This window comes from Belliella baltica DSM 15883 (assembly GCF_000265405.1).
Classification (GTDB): Bacteria; Bacteroidota; Bacteroidia; order Cytophagales; family Cyclobacteriaceae; genus Belliella; species Belliella baltica.
The window spans coordinates 1,942,501-1,958,022 of record NC_018010.1 but is presented as its reverse complement, the minus strand read 5'-3'; the positions used below and the strand labels follow the sequence as shown (position 1 = coordinate 1,958,022).

Below are 15,522 nucleotides of genomic sequence, written 5' to 3'. Positions count from 1 at the left end.
TCCCGCAAAGGAATGCAAAGGTGCAAAGCCCGCAAAGTTTCCCTGCAAATCAAAGTCTATGTAAAAATTTCAAAGGTGCTAATATTAAAGAGGTCAATTTTTAAAAATTAGAGAGAGTTCAAATGATTATACTAGACATAAAACACATACTTGATAAATGGTTACCATTCAAAATCATCTTTTAATCCATTTACTACCCTATGAATTCCTTTTTTTAACAAATCAGTTTTGAAGTTTATAATTAGCCCAAGTTTAAAATCTGAAAGTTTTAGATAAGTCAATAATTGCGAAAAATGCACTTTAGAAACTTCATCTACACATTTTAATTCAATTACTACTTTTCTTTCTATTAAAAGATCAATCCTGTAAGCTTTGCCAATATTCAATCCATCCCACTCAACTGGTAATAACACTTGTGATTCCACTTCAAAACCTTCCTTATGAAGTTCATGCGCTAAAATTTTTTCATAAGCACTTTCAAGCAAACCAGGACCAAGCTTTCGATGAATATAAATAGCTTTACCAATGACAAAATTCGAAATCTGGTTCTCCGTCATAAAAAATTATCAAAGATTGAAATTAAACTAGTAAAGTAATTTACAGAATTTTATTTTTTTTACAAAATCCTAAGGATGTATAGATCAAAAATATTTTCCAAATATTCCCTTTTATTTCTGCGTCCCTTTGCTCCTCTGCAAACTTTGCGAGCGAACTTTCCTCTACGACTTATTTTTTTCTTAATTTTAAACTTTGATTTTCACTCTAAAAATTAAACCATGGGATTACTAAGCGGAAAAACAGCTCTGATAACGGGAGCATCAAAAGGTATAGGAAGAGCCATTGCCATCAGATATGCACAAGAAGGTGCAAATATCGCCTTCACTTATTTGTCAAGTGTTGAAAAAGGACAAGCATTGGAGAATGAATTAGCGGCGTTTGGTATCAAAGCCAAAGGCTATAAATCTGATGCTTCCAACTTTGCTGCTGCTGATGAATTGGTGAATGCTGTAGTTTCTGAATTCGGTGGCTTGGATATTTTGATCAATAATGCAGGAATCACCAGAGATAACCTTTTGATGAGAATGACGGAAGATGCTTGGGACGAAGTGATCAATGTCAACCTCAAGTCTTGTTTCAACACTGTCAAAGCCGCTACGAGAACCATGATGAAAGCCAAAGCAGGCTCAATCATTAACATCACTTCTGTGGTAGGCATCAAGGGGAATGCAGGACAAGCAAACTATGCCGCTTCCAAATCTGGAATCGTAGGTTTTACAAAGTCAGTAGCGCTGGAATTAGGTTCTAGAAATATCAGATGTAATGCTGTAGCCCCAGGATTTATTGAAACAGAAATGACTGCTGTTCTTGACGAAAAGACTGTTCAGGGCTGGAGAGATGCAATTCCAATGAAGCGTGGCGGCCAACCTGAAGAAGTAGCAAATGCTTGTGTATTCTTAGGATCAGATATGAGTTCTTATATCTCAGGCCAAGTTCTTCAGGTAGATGGAGCGATGCTTACATAAATATTCGAAGTACAAAGACGCCCCATCAAGAGATTCTTGATGGGGTATTTTTTGCAGTAGAAATTAGTCCAGAGAAAATTGAGTTTTAAGTAGTTCATCTATCAATTCTCTTTTTTTCTTAGACCAGTGTTTTGGATAATTATTGATTGCATTTTGGGCATAGACAGATGCCTTTTCAGGATTTCCAGTTTTGTCGTATATAACAGCTGCTAAAAATTGATTAAAGTAATGATCTCCTTTTGTTAATGAATTTTCTAAATGCTTAGTTGCAAGTGCTTGATTTTCTTTCGGGAGAATGATATCACCCCAAGAAATGGATTGTGGATCTGAATAATCCAAATTTTCAGGCATCTCCAATTGATGGTAGACAAGCATCCCTTCAGAAAGCATTCTTAGAGAACGTTTAGTTTTTGGATACATTTTATTATTGAAATATGTTCTAAATAACAAAGGTGTTTGCATCTCTGAGTTCAGCCCTTTTTGAGCTGCTTTCATGATTCTTTTTTCAATTTTTCTACTGCCTGTAAAAAAATACGTGATATTCCCTTCAGGATCTAGGAATAAGAAGTTTGGAGAAACAAAATAGTTGGTAAACAAGACCTCTTCATTATTTTCTAGTTTAACAAAAGATTCTGACGTAGAAAATTCAAACAACTCACCCATTGTCTTCGCTTTTATTCCTTCTGGGTTAGCATAAGCTACATTGATGAATTTATCATTCATAAACTCTCCAACTTCTTTACTATTTCCCAATTTAAAAAAAGCCTGCATTGAATACCCGCAATGAGTTGTGCCAAACATTACAAAGACATGTTTATTTTCTTCTCTAGCTTTCTTTAAAGCCTCTTTAATTGTTATTGACTGAAAATCTACCCCTTGTCCAAAAGAGTGAAAAGCTAATACAAAAAAAAGCAAGCTAAATAAAATTGTGTTTTTAGTCATAAGAAATAAAATTAAGTACTATAATCAACAAACGAAAAAAAAACATTTTGTTTCAAATTAGTAACCTTTTTCAATAAAAATTGTATATTGTAATGATATCAAAATAATATCATTACAATATGGAAAAAATCGTAAAACCCTTCTCTGGCTATTTGATGGTATTCGTGGCGATAGCCCTGATTCCAGCCACGGTATTTTCATTTATCAACGAGATTTATATTCTCGGGCTTCCCCTTGGTTTGGGATTTATCTTGACCCTTCCTGGCTTTTTTACACTTCAACCTAACAAAGCCATGGTTCTGATCTTATTCGGTGCCTACAAAGGAACTGTGAAAGCGAATGGTTTCTTTTGGGTCAATCCGTTTATGACCAAGAATAAAATATCTCTTCGTGTAAGAAATTTTGAAAACAAGCCTTTGAAAGTAAATGACAAAATCGGAAACCCGGTTATGGTAGGAACCATAGTAGTTTGGCAGGTTGAAGATACTTTCAAAGCCACTTTTGAAGTTGAAGATTACGAAAATTTCATACACTTACAGTCAGATGCCGCTGTAAGGAAAATGGCGGGCAAATATCCATATGATGATTTTGAAGCTGAAGATGCTGAGGTGACTTTACGTTCAGGGGTTGAGGATGTCAATCATTCTCTAGAAGCTGAAATTTCAGAACGCTTGCATCATGCGGGCATCAAAGTCATAGAGGCAAGAATTTCTCATCTTGCCTATGCACAAGAAATTGCCTCAGCTATGCTTCAGAGGCAGCAGGCAACAGCCATTGTGGCAGCGAGAAGGAAAATTGTAGATGGTGCTGTGGGTATGGTAGAGATGGCCTTAGAAGATTTGAAATTAAAAGGTATTGTAGATTTTGAAGAGGAGAAAAAGGCAGCTATGGTCAGCAACTTGATGGTGGTCTTGTGTTCGGATAGAGCTGCAAGCCCTGTGTTGAATGTAGGAACTTTGAATCAATAAAAGATGGTCCTTAACGAGAGGCAAGATTTTCGTGGAAGCATTATTATGTGGGCAATCATATTAATTGAATTGCCCACACTAATCTTACTCACTGTTTTCTATTTTACTGGAAATCTAGGTGAAGATGGATGGAAAATGCTTTTGATAATAGGAACAATAATGATAGGTGCATTTTCACTTATCTTCAATATGAGACTTGATCTGAGGGTTGATGATTATGGCATTTCATTTAGAAATCCTCCAATCTTTAATAAGTGGACAAAGTTTAAAAAAGAAGAAATAGAAAATGTGTATGTTAAAAAATCAGATGGTCTTCTTGAGTATGGCGGAATTGGAGTAAGATTTTCAAGAAAAATCAAAGCTTACATTTATTTCTCAGATCATATCTTTATAGTGGAAACAAAAAATAAAAAGTATGTTTTCAGTACACACAAGCAACTTGAAATTGAAGAGATCTTAAAATCCTGGGAGGAGAAATAAGTCATGGCTAAAAAACCCTTTGCCCTAAGAATAGATGAAAAGATGATGCAGGCTGTGGAAAAATGGGCAGAAGATGAATTCCGTAGCACCAATGGACAGATCGAATGGATCATTTATGAAGCTTTGAAAAAAGCAAAAAGACTACAAAAGCTAAAGGACCAAGATTCTTAGAATCTTGGTCTTAACTTTATAGAAGTGTTAGATTTCTATGTTTTAATTTATAAAATACTTATTTGAAACTAATAACTATTGGATTGTAACAATCCTTTGTTGTAAAAACTCATTCCAGTAATATCTCCAATTATTAAACGGATCTTTTGCTTCTACTATCAAACTATAAGAAAATACAACTTGATTTTCTCCAAATATATCATATGTAAAGTCACTTATTGTTACTGACCAATCATATACTGGAGAATATTGATCAACTTCTATTTTAGATAAAATTGGTTCATTTAAAGATATATTATTAATAATTAAATTTTGATTAAAGTCAAAAGAATAAGAAATGTAATATTGAGTTCTCACCTCTATAAGATTATAACCACTTGGTAAATCATTTGTGATTTGTAAACCAAAATCACCTCCTGTTTGCTGTGCGTTCAATTTCGTGAAACTAAAACAAATTTGAAAAATAAGGAATAGAGAGAGTAATAATAATTTTTTAGAATTTTTCATTTTTTTTTTAATATGTTAATATTAATAAAAATAAAAAATATTTTTTAGTTAACCAATAAAATGTTCATTAATCTATTTCTTCATTATATAATAACTTCTTATTCTCAAAATCATAAAGTGTCAACTCACGCATTTCATAATAAGCCGTCCAATAATCTCTTAGAGATTGGATAAAAGCTCTTCTGTTTGAATCTTTTTCTTGCTGGGCAATGTTCAAATCTGTAATCGTCACATTTCCACTTTGATATCTTTGAAGGGAGATCTCGTATCTCTTATCCGCGACTTCATCAGAAAGTTTAGTGATCTCCATTCTATCTTTTAACATTTGGAAATTCTTCACTTTTGTAAAAATCTCCTGCTCAAAGTTGATAATTTCTTGATCGAGAGTATAGTCAATTAATTTTTTTGAAGCTTGTGCCTGACCCATCCTTGCTTTGTTTCTCCCCCAATCTAAAACTGGAATGAAAAATCCCAAACTCACTAAAGTTTGTCTATTTGGATCTGAATAAATATCTCTCCATTCTAATCCTGCATTGTTTAGTCCATATGAAGCATTGATTGACATATCAAATCTTTGACCTCTTGCTCTCGCTATCTCAGCATCTGCTTCAATTCTTCTTCTATTAAAGCCCAATGCTTCAGCTCTATTTTCATAAGCCCTTTCTAGAGCTTCATTAACTGGGACATCAAATGAAGGTATAATTGCAGGTGGGACTAAAACTAAATCAGTGGTCTCATTAAGTCCTATATAGGATTTTAATCTCAATGACCTTTCTTCCATATCCAATTTCGCTTGTGCTAATTGCTGTTGTGCTTGCAATACTTGTAGCCTTACTTGAAGTAACTTATCTTCGTAAGTTGTTCCAATATTATATCTCCCCTGCTCAATTTTGTAAATATCTTCAAAATTTCTCAAGTTTTTAGTTGCAATATCCAAGTTAACTTGCGCGTCTAGATAGTCAAAAAACAGGGAAGAGACAATTCTACTAATTCCTTCCATCTCCTCTACATACTCTCTTTTACTTTCTTCAAACCTCAAAGGCTCAATTTTTTTATCCCATTTAAGTCTATTAAAATTAAATATCGGTTGACTAAGCCTTATATTCACAGGAACTCCTGTCCATTGAGTTTGGGGTGTTCCTGGAGGAGCTATAAAGTTATCAAACCTGTTTGTAGAAGAATTAACAGAAATTGTCCCCCCTGTAGCAGCTATTTCCTGCTGTAGTCCAACCTCAAAATCCATTAAATTTTGTCTAATTTCACGAGGAATAAATGTACCATCAGGTTGTTCAACATTATTGAAAGTCTGTCTAAAACCAGGTATTGTACCTCCAATTCTTAACTGAGGATTATAATTAGATCTAAATAACCTATACTGCCAAAACCTATTTTCTTTTCTGGTTTCTGCACTTAATGCAGCTGGTGATTGGCTTTTTGCTCTTGCGACGATTTCCTCAAGCGTATATTCTAATTGTTGTTGAGAAAAAACTGCATGATTTGTAGAAAGGTAAATTCCTAATACTAGAATGCAAAGTGTTAATTTTCTATTCATATCTTAAAGAAGTTATTGGATCCTGACTTGCTGCCTTTTGGGCAGGTGCAATTCCGAAAATCAAACCCACAGTCGCAGCAACTCCAAAGGATAGCACGATAGAAGTAAAAGATACTACTGTAGGGAAATCTCCAAAAACAGAGACTAAATAGGCCAATACTACCCCAAGTATCACTCCTATCAAACCACCCGAAACACTGATCATGATGGATTCGAAAAGAAACTGGTTGACAATATCGGATTTTTTTGCTCCCAACGAAAGCCTTAGGCCGATTTCTTTTATTCTTTCCATCACAGAAGCTAGCATGATATTCATAATCCCTATTCCACCAACTAACAATGAAATACCTGCTATCGCCCCAAGGACAATATTAAAGATATTTTGGGTTCGCTGTTGCTGCTTCAAAAGAAGCTCTGGAATAGTAATTTCAAAGTCAACGACGCCATTATGACTTCGAGACAAAAGCTTAGAAATTACTTCTGCTGTTGGGTTTAATGATTCACTTTCGGAGACCTGTATCACAAGTTTATCGATTTGATGATAATTTGGATTTTGTGATCCAGATTCTTCTTCCAAATCAAATCCTGTAACAAGGTCTCTATTTTTAAACCTGACCAACATACTTTGAATTGGAATATAAACGTCCATATTAAAATCTCTGATTCCTAGCTTAGAAATACTTTGCTCTGAAACAAAGCGTTCCTCCATGATTCCTATTATTTCGAGCCATTGATTTCCACTTTTAATTTTTCTACCAATGGGATTCTCTTTTGGAAAAAACTTCCTTTGTACACCTTTCCCTATAATACAAACTGGATCACCTTTGATTTCATTTGATTCACTAAAAAGTCTCCCTTCACCTAATTTAAAATCCAACACATCGAAATAGGCTGGCTTAATCCCAACCAATTTGGCCGATCTTCTTATACCCCCATAAACTATATTAGTTTCTAAAACAATTTCAGGGCTTATTTTCGCTATTCCTGGGATATTTGTTTCAATAGCCTTGATATCAATCAGTCTCAAACCAGGGGAAAATTTTCTTTTTTCCTTTCCTAGATCAGACTCTTCGCTTAGGTCTTCTTCAAACTGCTCGCTAATTGGTTCAATAACGATATTATTTACTCCAACCAATTTGATTTGTTCTAAGATCTCTTGTTGAGCTCCATTTCCAATTGCCATCATGGCAATCACAGCAGCTACACCAAAGATAATTCCTAGAGCTGTCAAAAAAGACCTCAATCTATTTGCAATTACAGCCTCTAGTGCAATCGAGAAATTTGCTAATAATCGTTCATTTATGTACGGCTTTTTCACTGATTCCCCCTTCTTCTAGTCTGATTCGGAGCGTCTTTTTCCTCTTCCGCCTTGATGCCAGCAGCTTCATTATAAATTTCAATCCTTTTGCCATTGAGCTCTGGCAACAATTTTACAGGAGCATCTTTTGCAAATTCAGGAGTTGATAAAAATACTCTATCCCCTTCATTTAAACCACTTTCGATAATGATATCATTGAGGTTTGCCATACCTAACAAAACCTCTTGTTTAACTCCATTTTTGAGAAAAACATAATTAATACTGTCGTTATGAACATTTACAGCCTCTAAAGGAACATGCATCACGTTTTCAACTTTATTTACTATGATTGTATTACTTGTAGTCATTGCCGGCCTTAAGGTTGGGTCGCTTTCATTCACTTCCACCATAACTTCAAAAACTTTTGCATCTGAATTTGGTCTTTGCTGACCTATATTAGCTACTCTTGTAACCGTTCCAGTGAGTCTTTTGTCAGGAAATGCGTCTAGACCAATTTCTACTTTTTGACCAACTTTAATTTTTCTTATATCTACTTCATTGATATAAGTTACACTTCTCATTCTTGAAAGATCTGGAAGTGTCGCCACAACTGGGTTCCAAGCGCTGATTTGAGAACCTTCCTTTACTTTCCCTCCTCTTCCAGATTGGTATATTACCATCCCATTTTGAGGAGCTCTAACTGTGAATTTTTCTAAGACTTCTTGCATTTGAGCCAACTCGTTCTCATACTCTCTAACCCGGGCAGCTACTTCTGCCATTCTTGCTTTTTCTTGAAGAATTTTTACTTTATATCGATCATTAGCTTGCTCTAAATCACGAATTGCCTTTTCTACATTATATCCATTCTGCTTTATAATTGCAGGTGGCTCAAATTGAGATTGCTCTAAAACCAATTTGCGCTCTTGAACAATATATTCCAAATTGATCATATTGTCTCTTTCCTGACGTAGGACAAGAGATGTATCAAGTTGAATTTGTTCATATTGAGCCCTACTTTGATCTAGTTCTATTCGTCTATCTTCTATTCTCCCGAACATTTCAGATTTATCCAACTCAGCTATCAAATCACCTTGTTTAACAACTGTACCCTCATCCACCATACTCTCAATCGTGATATTATTCACTCTAAATCTTCTTGCCTCTAAAGGACCTAAAACCTCAACTGACTTCAAAGCTTCTAATTCTCCCGAACTTGTAATTTCTACTCTAAAATCTCCTTTTTTTACGTCTGCCATGATATCAAAACCTTCGCTAGAGGATCCCGAAAAAAACTTCCAGATGACTATCATAAGTAGCAAAACCACTACTATCCCTATATATATTTTTTTATTTTTCATTATCTTTTTAGCATTTTTAATATACAAAGTTAGACTTTTGGATTTTCAAAAATCATCCAATAAGCATTTAATAGCACCACTAACATAAAAGTCTATTCTGTACCCAAAGAATAGTGGATCATAGAGATTTTTGTTTCCACATTGACTAAATTGCAATGTTTTATCCTGAATTAAAAAATTTTAAGTACGACCGTTATTCATGAAATCCTTAGTCAGTTTCGTCATTAGATACATCCCTAGAAAATACCTACAACTAGTATCTCATTTTTTTTTACGCCTAATAGCATTCTTTTACAAAGGGGAAAATGTGAGTTGCAATGTTTGTGAACAAAAGTTCAGGAAATTTCTACCTTATGGCCGAAAAGCCAGAGAAAACGCCTTGTGCCCTCATTGCCTAGCATTAGAAAGGCATAGACTTATGTGGTTATTTTTACAGGAAAAAACCAATTTCTTCACTTCGCCTCTAAAAGTACTTCATATTGCGCCAGAACTTTGTTTTATTGATAGAATGGACTCTCTTTCAAACTTGGAATACATAACTGGAGATATTGAATCTCCTCTAGCTAAGGTTAAAATGGACGTGCATCAAATACCATTTGAAGACTGTTCATTTGATGTGGTTTTCTGTAACCATGTAATGGAACATGTAGAAGACGATATTTTAGCTTGCAAAGAAATTAATCGAGTGCTAAAAAAAGACGGATGGGGGATCATCCAATCTCCTGTTTACGATCTAGAAAATACATTAGAAGACAAGACCATTACAAATCCTGCTGAGAGAGAGCGTATATTTGGACAAAGAGATCATGTAAGAAAATACGGCAAAGATTACGCAAAGAGGCTAAGTGCATCAGGTTTAATTGTCAAAGAAGATCACTATGTGAAATCATTGGATGAAACGATTATTCAAAAATACGCCCTCCCCAAAAATGAAATTATCTTTTATTGCACCAAAGGCTAGCCTTTGAATATTTTTTTAAGACCTTCTGTCATCAGTCCCATTCCGTAAGCACTCAACTGACCAAACGAAGTTATAATCGAAAGAAAACCGATCAAAACTGATTTATATTGCAATGAGGCGTGAAGAAATATTGCAATTTTCCAAACTGCAAAAATCAAAATTCCAGCGATTAGAAAATAATTAGTAAGTGGTAGAACAAAAACAGCCAATGCCAAGGCGAACCACAAGAACAAAAAAGCCATTGGCATAAAATGCACTATCTTCAGAGCTTCCGAATGATACCTACTTACATTGATCCTATTCTGACCGAAAGAAAATCCCTGCTTGAAAAAGCTCAACAATGTGTTTTTTCGGTTATGATATACATAAGCATCTTCAACAAGTTCAAGCTTAAATCCTAGCTTCTTAAGTCGAATACTCAATTCGATATCTTCACCTCTATTTGGATCAACGAAACCCTTGGATTTTAAAAATGCAGCTTTTGAAAGACCCATGTTATATCCACGAGCTTGATATTTGCTTTTATCTTTTAGTTTACCCCGAATTCCTCCTGTGGTGAGAACAGATGTCATGCTATAATTCATTGCTTTCTGAAGAAATGAAAAATTACTATCTGCTGTGTCAGGACCTCCATATGCATCAAGATTTCTTTGCTGAATTGCTTTCGAAAGGTTGAAAAGAAAGCTTTGAGGAATAATACAATCGGAGTCAAATAATACAAAAAAATCTCCCTTAGCTCTTTCCATTCCAAAATTTCTAGCGAAACCTTGTCCTACGTTCGAGATATAGAAATATTGAATTTCTAATCTATTATTAAATTCATCTACAACATCCTTGCAATTAATCTCTGAACCATCTTCGACAATTACCACTTCGAATTTATTGTAATCCTGTAGGATAAGACTTTGAAGGAGATCTTTAATCTCGTTAGGTCTGTTATAAACAGGTATGATAACTGAAAAGAACATTAGTCCTCTAAATTGATTTGCTCGCTGATGTTGTAATCAGCTTTTCGGGAACTGTTTGACGTCATCATTTCAGCCATAAATCCAGTCAAAAAAAGCTGCACTCCGACTATCAATGCAACCAATGCTAAGAAAAATAAGGGTTGCTCAGTTATTTCTCTGACTTTACTACCCATATACAAGCCATATACTTTTTGGAAAATCAGCCAAACAGTAATTAAAAATCCTGAAGAAAAAGAAATTGTTCCTAGCAAACCGAAAAAATGCATTGGTTTCTTTTTATACCTATTAACAAACGAAACAGATATCAAATCTAAAAAGCCATTTAAGAATCTTTCAATTCCAAATTTAGTTTCTCCATATTTCCTTGCTCTATGTTCTACTACCTTTTCACCAATTTTAGCAAAACCATTCCATTTTGCAATCAAAGGAATATATCTATGCATTTCACCATAGATATGAATATTTTTAATAACTCTTTTATTATAAGCTTTCAGCCCACAATTGAAATCATGAAGCTTAATTCCTGAGATCCACCTTGTCACTCCATTAAAAAATTTAGATGGTATAGTTTTGGAAATGGGATCATATCGCTTTTTCTTCCATCCAGAAACAATATCAAAGTTTTCTTTAGTAATCATTTCATACAAACCAGGTATTTCATCAGGACTATCTTGCAAATCTGCATCCATAGTAATGACTACTTCACCACTAGACTTGCTAAACCCCATATCCAAAGCTGCTGATTTACCATAATTCCGGGTAAAATTGACAGCTTTTATACATTTATCTACCAATGAGAGTTCACAAATCACATTCCATGAATCATCTGTACTACCATCATTAATATAGATGATTTCATAAGAAAAGCCGTGGTCATGCATGACCCGGCTAATCCAATTATTCAATTCTGGCAAAGAATCCTGTTCATTAAAAACAGGTACTATCACGGAAATCTGAATCATTTTATCTCTTAGTAATCTTCTGTTCTTTTGTTAATTGCCACTGCAATAAGTCCAAGAATCAAAAATCCAAATACGGCTCCAATAAATGAAGCTATTCCCATAAACTCTGTTGTCTGGAAAAATTTCATGAATTCTGGTACAGCGTCTGGGTCATAAGATGCTCCCATATTTTCTTGAGCCTGAATTTGTGCTTCCAAAACTCTATCCATAAATGTGGAATCGATGAATTTAATGTACACATAAAACCCAACAGCTCTAATTGCGCCTCCTAATAGACCAACCAACGCTACAATCTTAAAGCCTTGACCAAAGGATAATATCCCGTCATTTGATTCTCTATATTCTTTGGTAGATAGAAAATAGATAGCAAAGGCAATCCCAATATTTAATAAGCTAGATATAATTGATCCAGCTACACCCATAGATTGGAAATCAAAAATAGCTGACAATAAAGCTACAATCAATCCAATAAGTCCATAAATTACACCCCATTTTTTAACAGAGTCTCCTAAAGTAAGTTTTTCTTCCATGTCTGTGGTTATTTAAAATTTCGTCTTAAAATTATAGAAATAATAATTGTAAAAAACAGACCTGGGATAATTTTCCAAATAAAATCATTTGTAGCAATATCAAGCGTTGTCATATTCAATAAACTTTCGCTCGTAGTTTCAAATGATTTTAGGCCTACTTGTTCGACAATTAGATCCTTGTTTTTATTGAGAATTTCTATCTTTTGCATTTTAATCTCAGCGTAAAGAGACGGAGATAACATTAAAACAATCCATATACCAAGCCCTGATACCAAACCAATTATTGAATAAATCAAAAACCCAACAGACATCCCATCTGAAAAACTTAAAAGCCCATGATTACCTTGATTCCTATAGAATTTAATTCCAATGAATAAGAAAAAAGGAATCAAAAAATACCCAAATAACATACTCAGTTTGGTTGGATCCATACCGAGCAATTTAAAAACCACAAATGCCGCGACACAAAATACTCCGCCAATTAATCCAAATTTGTAAGATGCAAGAAGTTTTCTGTTCATTTAAAATCGCTTGAATTGTGAGCCGTTAAAAGAATATTTGACTTTTCCCATAAGTTCTTTGCCAAACCAAGGAGTATTTCTTGAAAGCGACAAATTACTTTGTTGATCAAAAACCCACTTTTCCTTTGGATCAAAAATTGTTAAACCCATCCCCTTTGAATTCTTCAATTTCAATACAAAAGCTGGTCCTTGAGTTATTTTCTTGATTAATAATGGCCATGTTAATTCATCAGCTAATTTCACCATTGCTGGAAGAAAAGTTTGCAACCCTATCATTCCAAATGAGGCTAAGTCAAACTCCATGTGCTTAGAATCAAAATCCTGTGGTTGATGATTTGATACAATCGCATCAATTGTGCCATCGATAAGTCCGTCCACCAAGGCTTTTCTATCAGCAGTACTTCTAAAAGGAGGCATCACTTTGAGATTTGAATCAAAACTATCAAGGTCCGAATCAGAGAAAATTAGCTGATAGATTGATACATCAGCGGTAATGTTTAAACCTTCCTTTTTAGCGATTCGAATTAGTTCGACAGATTTAGACGAACTGATAGTTTGAATATGCAATTTACCACCTGTATATCTTAAGATCTCAATATTTCTTTGAATCGCTATATCTTCCGAAATATTAGGAATTCCTTTCATACCGACACGTGTAGAAACATACCCTTCATGCATCTGACCAAACATCGCAAGCAAAGGATCATAGGAATGATCAAATAAGACCCCATCAAATTTTTGGAGGTAGTGTAAAATTTTCATCAATCTATCTGGATTGGACAAAGGACTAACACCATCACCAAACACAAACACACCCTCATTATTTATATCCAGAATCTCTGTAAAATCTTCACCTTTACTATCTCTTGTTGCAGCTGCTTGTATTATTAATTCCGTAAAAAGAGTTGAAGATTTGGCTTTTACATATCGAATTTCATTTTTGGATTGTAGAGTGGGTAAAGTATTAGGCATAATTACAGCCTTTGTGAATCCACTAGATGCCAAGACCTCACCTAAACTCTCTATAGTCTCTTTATATTCTAGTCCAGGTTCTCCCATCATACACCTCAAGTCAATCCAACCTTTCGATCCAAACAAGCCTTTACAATCAATAGATTCAATTTCAAAATCAATTTTTCTATAATCAACCGAAATAACTTCACCATCCTTGATAAGATAATCTTGAGCTGGATGAATTTTTTCAGAGTCTATTAATTGGAGAGATTTCAATAAAATTGCCATGAAGAAAATTGTTTGTGCAAAACTGCAATAATATTCCCTAAAAATAAAATTGAAATTTAATGAATTATTAATATTAGGAAATCGAGTATAGCTAATTGAAAAAAGTTTATTTTTTTTAAAAAGATAAACCAAGCTTTTTATAGATTGACTTGAGTCTTGTGTCTTGTATCTTGCTTCTATTGTCATTTATTACAAAAGGTATTAAACGCAAAAAGACCCTTTGGACTTAACCAAAGGGTCTGAATAATGTGGCGGCGACCTACTCTCCCGGGTGTAACCCCAGTACCATCGGCGCTGCAGGGCTTAACTTCTCTGTTCGGGATGGGAAGAGGTGGGACCCCTGCGCTAGGCCGCCTAAATCTTACTGTTTCCTTTACATGGATATACCATTAAATTCAACAGGCTCTCTCTCGAGATCAATATTTTTAAGTTCTTATCAAGTATCAAGTGTCCAACATCAAGTCTTTAATCTTGTGTCTCACTTCTTGAATCTTAATTCATAACAAGTGTGCAGAAAATTGAGTGCTTAGACCAATGGTAAGTTTTCGGGCAATTAGTACAGCTCAGCTATGTCATCTCTGACTTTACACCTGCTGCCTATCAACGTCATCGTCTCTGACGGCCCTGTTTGGAAGTCTCATCTTGGAGGGAGTTTCGCACTTAGATGCTTTCAGCGCTTATCTCTTCCCGACGTAGCTACCCGGCAATGCAATTGGCATCACAACCGGTACACCAGCGGTCAGTCCAACCCGGTCCTCTCGTACTAAGGTCAGGTCTCCTCAAACTTCCCACGCCCGCAACAGATAGGGACCGAACTGTCTCACGACGTTCTGAACCCAGCTCGCGTGCCACTTTAATGGGCGAACAGCCCAACCCTTGGGACCTTCTCCAGCCCCAGGATGTGACGAGCCGACATCGAGGTGCCAAACCTCCCCGTCGATATGAGCTCTTGGGGGAGATCAGCCTGTTATCCCCAGAGTACCTTTTATCCTTTGAGCGACGGCCCTTCCATACGGTACCGCCGGATCACTATACCCGTGTTTCCACCCTGCTCGGCTTGTCGGCCTTACAGTCAAGCTCCCTTATGCTATTGCACTCCACGTACGGTTACCAAGCGTACTGAGGGAACCTTTGGAAGCCTCCGTTATCCTTTTGGAGGCGACCACCCCAGTCAAACTACCCACCAAGCAATGTCTCCCAGTTTTGGGATTAGATACCAAGCAAACAAAGGGTGGTATTTCAACGGCGACTCCTCAACGCCTAGCGACGCCAATTCACAGTCTCCCACCTATCCTACACATCGTTTACCCAATACCAATACTAAGCTGCAGTAAAGGTTCATGGGGTCTTTCCGTCCCGTTGCGGGTACGCGGCATCTTCACCGCGACTACAATTTCACCGAGCTCATGGCTGAGACAGTGCCCAGATCGTTACACCATTCGTGCAGGTCGGAACTTACCCGACAAGGAATTTCGCTACCTTAGGACCGTTATAGTTACGGCCGCCGTTTACCGGGGCTTCAATTCAGACCTTCGCTTGC

Annotated in this window: 16 protein-coding genes and 2 rRNA genes (1 of these 18 only partly in view); 5 read left to right on the top strand and 13 right to left on the bottom strand. The window is 35.7% G+C overall.

The window, feature by feature from the left end; genetic code table 11:
• Positions 1 to 161 precede the first annotated feature (161 nt).
• A complete protein-coding gene (locus BELBA_RS09035; protein WP_014772411.1) occupies positions 162 to 557 on the bottom strand; it encodes a GxxExxY protein in 396 nt (131 codons plus the stop codon).
• Positions 558 to 776: 219 nt separating this feature from the next.
• On the opposite strand from BELBA_RS09035, the gene fabG reads away from it, so the two are divergent.
• Positions 777 to 1,523, top strand: a complete 747-nt coding sequence (fabG, locus tag BELBA_RS09030; RefSeq protein ID WP_014772410.1) for a 3-oxoacyl-[acyl-carrier-protein] reductase — start codon at positions 777 to 779, stop codon at positions 1,521 to 1,523.
• Positions 1,524 to 1,586: 63 nt separating this feature from the next.
• On the opposite strand, the gene BELBA_RS09025 is transcribed toward fabG, so the two are convergent.
• Entirely contained in the window at positions 1,587 to 2,465 is an 879-nt protein-coding gene (locus BELBA_RS09025) for a thioredoxin domain-containing protein (RefSeq protein ID WP_014772409.1), read from the bottom strand.
• 119 nt (positions 2,466 to 2,584) lie between these two features.
• Here BELBA_RS09025 and BELBA_RS09020 point away from each other — a divergent pair, with 119 nt between their 5' ends.
• Genes BELBA_RS09020 through BELBA_RS19290 form a run of 3 tightly spaced genes read left to right on the top strand, consistent with a single transcriptional unit; the run spans position 2,585 to position 4,084 of the window.
• Complete coding sequence (locus BELBA_RS09020; protein WP_014772408.1) at positions 2,585 to 3,433, top strand: SPFH domain-containing protein; 849 nt, start codon at positions 2,585 to 2,587, stop codon at positions 3,431 to 3,433.
• Positions 3,434 to 3,436: 3 nt separating this feature from the next.
• Positions 3,437 to 3,913 (top strand): hypothetical protein, encoded by a 477-nt coding sequence (locus BELBA_RS09015; protein ID WP_014772407.1) that lies wholly within the window; start codon positions 3,437 to 3,439, stop codon positions 3,911 to 3,913.
• Positions 3,914 to 3,916: 3 nt separating this feature from the next.
• Positions 3,917 to 4,084 carry a type II toxin-antitoxin system antitoxin gene (locus tag BELBA_RS19290; RefSeq protein WP_014772406.1) on the top strand — a complete coding sequence of 56 codons (168 nt, stop codon included), beginning with the start codon at positions 3,917 to 3,919 and terminating at the stop codon, positions 4,082 to 4,084.
• Between the two features lie 75 nt (positions 4,085 to 4,159).
• On the opposite strand, the gene BELBA_RS09010 is transcribed toward BELBA_RS19290, so the two are convergent.
• The 4 genes from BELBA_RS09010 to BELBA_RS08995 all read right to left on the bottom strand — a co-directional run bounded on the left by BELBA_RS09010 (position 4,160) and on the right by BELBA_RS08995 (position 8,798).
• Positions 4,160 to 4,591 carry a hypothetical protein gene (locus tag BELBA_RS09010; RefSeq protein WP_014772405.1) on the bottom strand — a complete coding sequence of 144 codons (432 nt, stop codon included), beginning with the start codon at positions 4,589 to 4,591 and terminating at the stop codon, positions 4,160 to 4,162.
• Between the two features lie 67 nt (positions 4,592 to 4,658).
• Complete coding sequence (locus tag BELBA_RS09005) at positions 4,659 to 6,143, bottom strand: TolC family protein (protein WP_014772404.1); 1,485 nt, start codon at positions 6,141 to 6,143, stop codon at positions 4,659 to 4,661.
• Positions 6,136 to 7,461: an ABC transporter permease gene (locus tag BELBA_RS09000; protein WP_014772403.1), complete on the bottom strand. Its 1,326-nt coding sequence runs from the start codon at positions 7,459 to 7,461 to the stop codon at positions 6,136 to 6,138. Before BELBA_RS09000 ends, BELBA_RS09005 begins: the two co-directional genes overlap by 8 nt.
• Positions 7,458 to 8,798, bottom strand: a complete 1,341-nt coding sequence (locus tag BELBA_RS08995) for an efflux RND transporter periplasmic adaptor subunit (protein WP_014772402.1) — start codon at positions 8,796 to 8,798, stop codon at positions 7,458 to 7,460. Before BELBA_RS08995 ends, BELBA_RS09000 begins: the two co-directional genes overlap by 4 nt.
• A gap of 199 nt (positions 8,799 to 8,997) precedes the next feature.
• Between BELBA_RS08995 and BELBA_RS08990 the strand changes: the two genes are divergently transcribed.
• Positions 8,998 to 9,759 (top strand): class I SAM-dependent methyltransferase, encoded by a 762-nt coding sequence (locus BELBA_RS08990; RefSeq protein ID WP_014772401.1) that lies wholly within the window; start codon positions 8,998 to 9,000, stop codon positions 9,757 to 9,759.
• Here the strand turns inward: BELBA_RS08990 and BELBA_RS08985 are convergent.
• The 7 genes from BELBA_RS08985 to BELBA_RS08955 form a co-directional block, all read right to left on the bottom strand.
• Positions 9,756 to 10,727, bottom strand: coding sequence for a glycosyltransferase family 2 protein (locus tag BELBA_RS08985; RefSeq protein ID WP_014772400.1), 972 nt, complete (start codon positions 10,725 to 10,727; stop codon positions 9,756 to 9,758). The two genes, BELBA_RS08990 and BELBA_RS08985, sit on opposite strands and share 4 nt — an antisense overlap.
• Complete coding sequence (locus tag BELBA_RS08980; protein WP_014772399.1) at positions 10,727 to 11,689, bottom strand: glycosyltransferase family 2 protein; 963 nt, start codon at positions 11,687 to 11,689, stop codon at positions 10,727 to 10,729. Before BELBA_RS08980 ends, BELBA_RS08985 begins: the two co-directional genes overlap by 1 nt.
• 8 nt (positions 11,690 to 11,697) lie before the next feature.
• Entirely contained in the window at positions 11,698 to 12,219 is a 522-nt protein-coding gene (locus BELBA_RS08975) for a DUF4199 domain-containing protein (protein ID WP_014772398.1), read from the bottom strand.
• A gap of 8 nt (positions 12,220 to 12,227) precedes the next feature.
• Entirely contained in the window at positions 12,228 to 12,740 is a 513-nt protein-coding gene (locus tag BELBA_RS08970; protein WP_014772397.1) for a DUF4199 domain-containing protein, read from the bottom strand.
• Positions 12,741 to 13,982, bottom strand: coding sequence for a dihydroorotase (locus tag BELBA_RS08965; RefSeq protein WP_041779589.1), 1,242 nt, complete (start codon positions 13,980 to 13,982; stop codon positions 12,741 to 12,743).
• 246 nt (positions 13,983 to 14,228) lie between these two features.
• A 5S ribosomal RNA gene (rrf, locus tag BELBA_RS08960) occupies positions 14,229 to 14,340 on the bottom strand.
• Between the two features lie 175 nt (positions 14,341 to 14,515).
• A 23S ribosomal RNA gene (locus BELBA_RS08955) occupies positions 14,516 to 15,522 on the bottom strand (it continues 1,877 nt past the right edge of the window).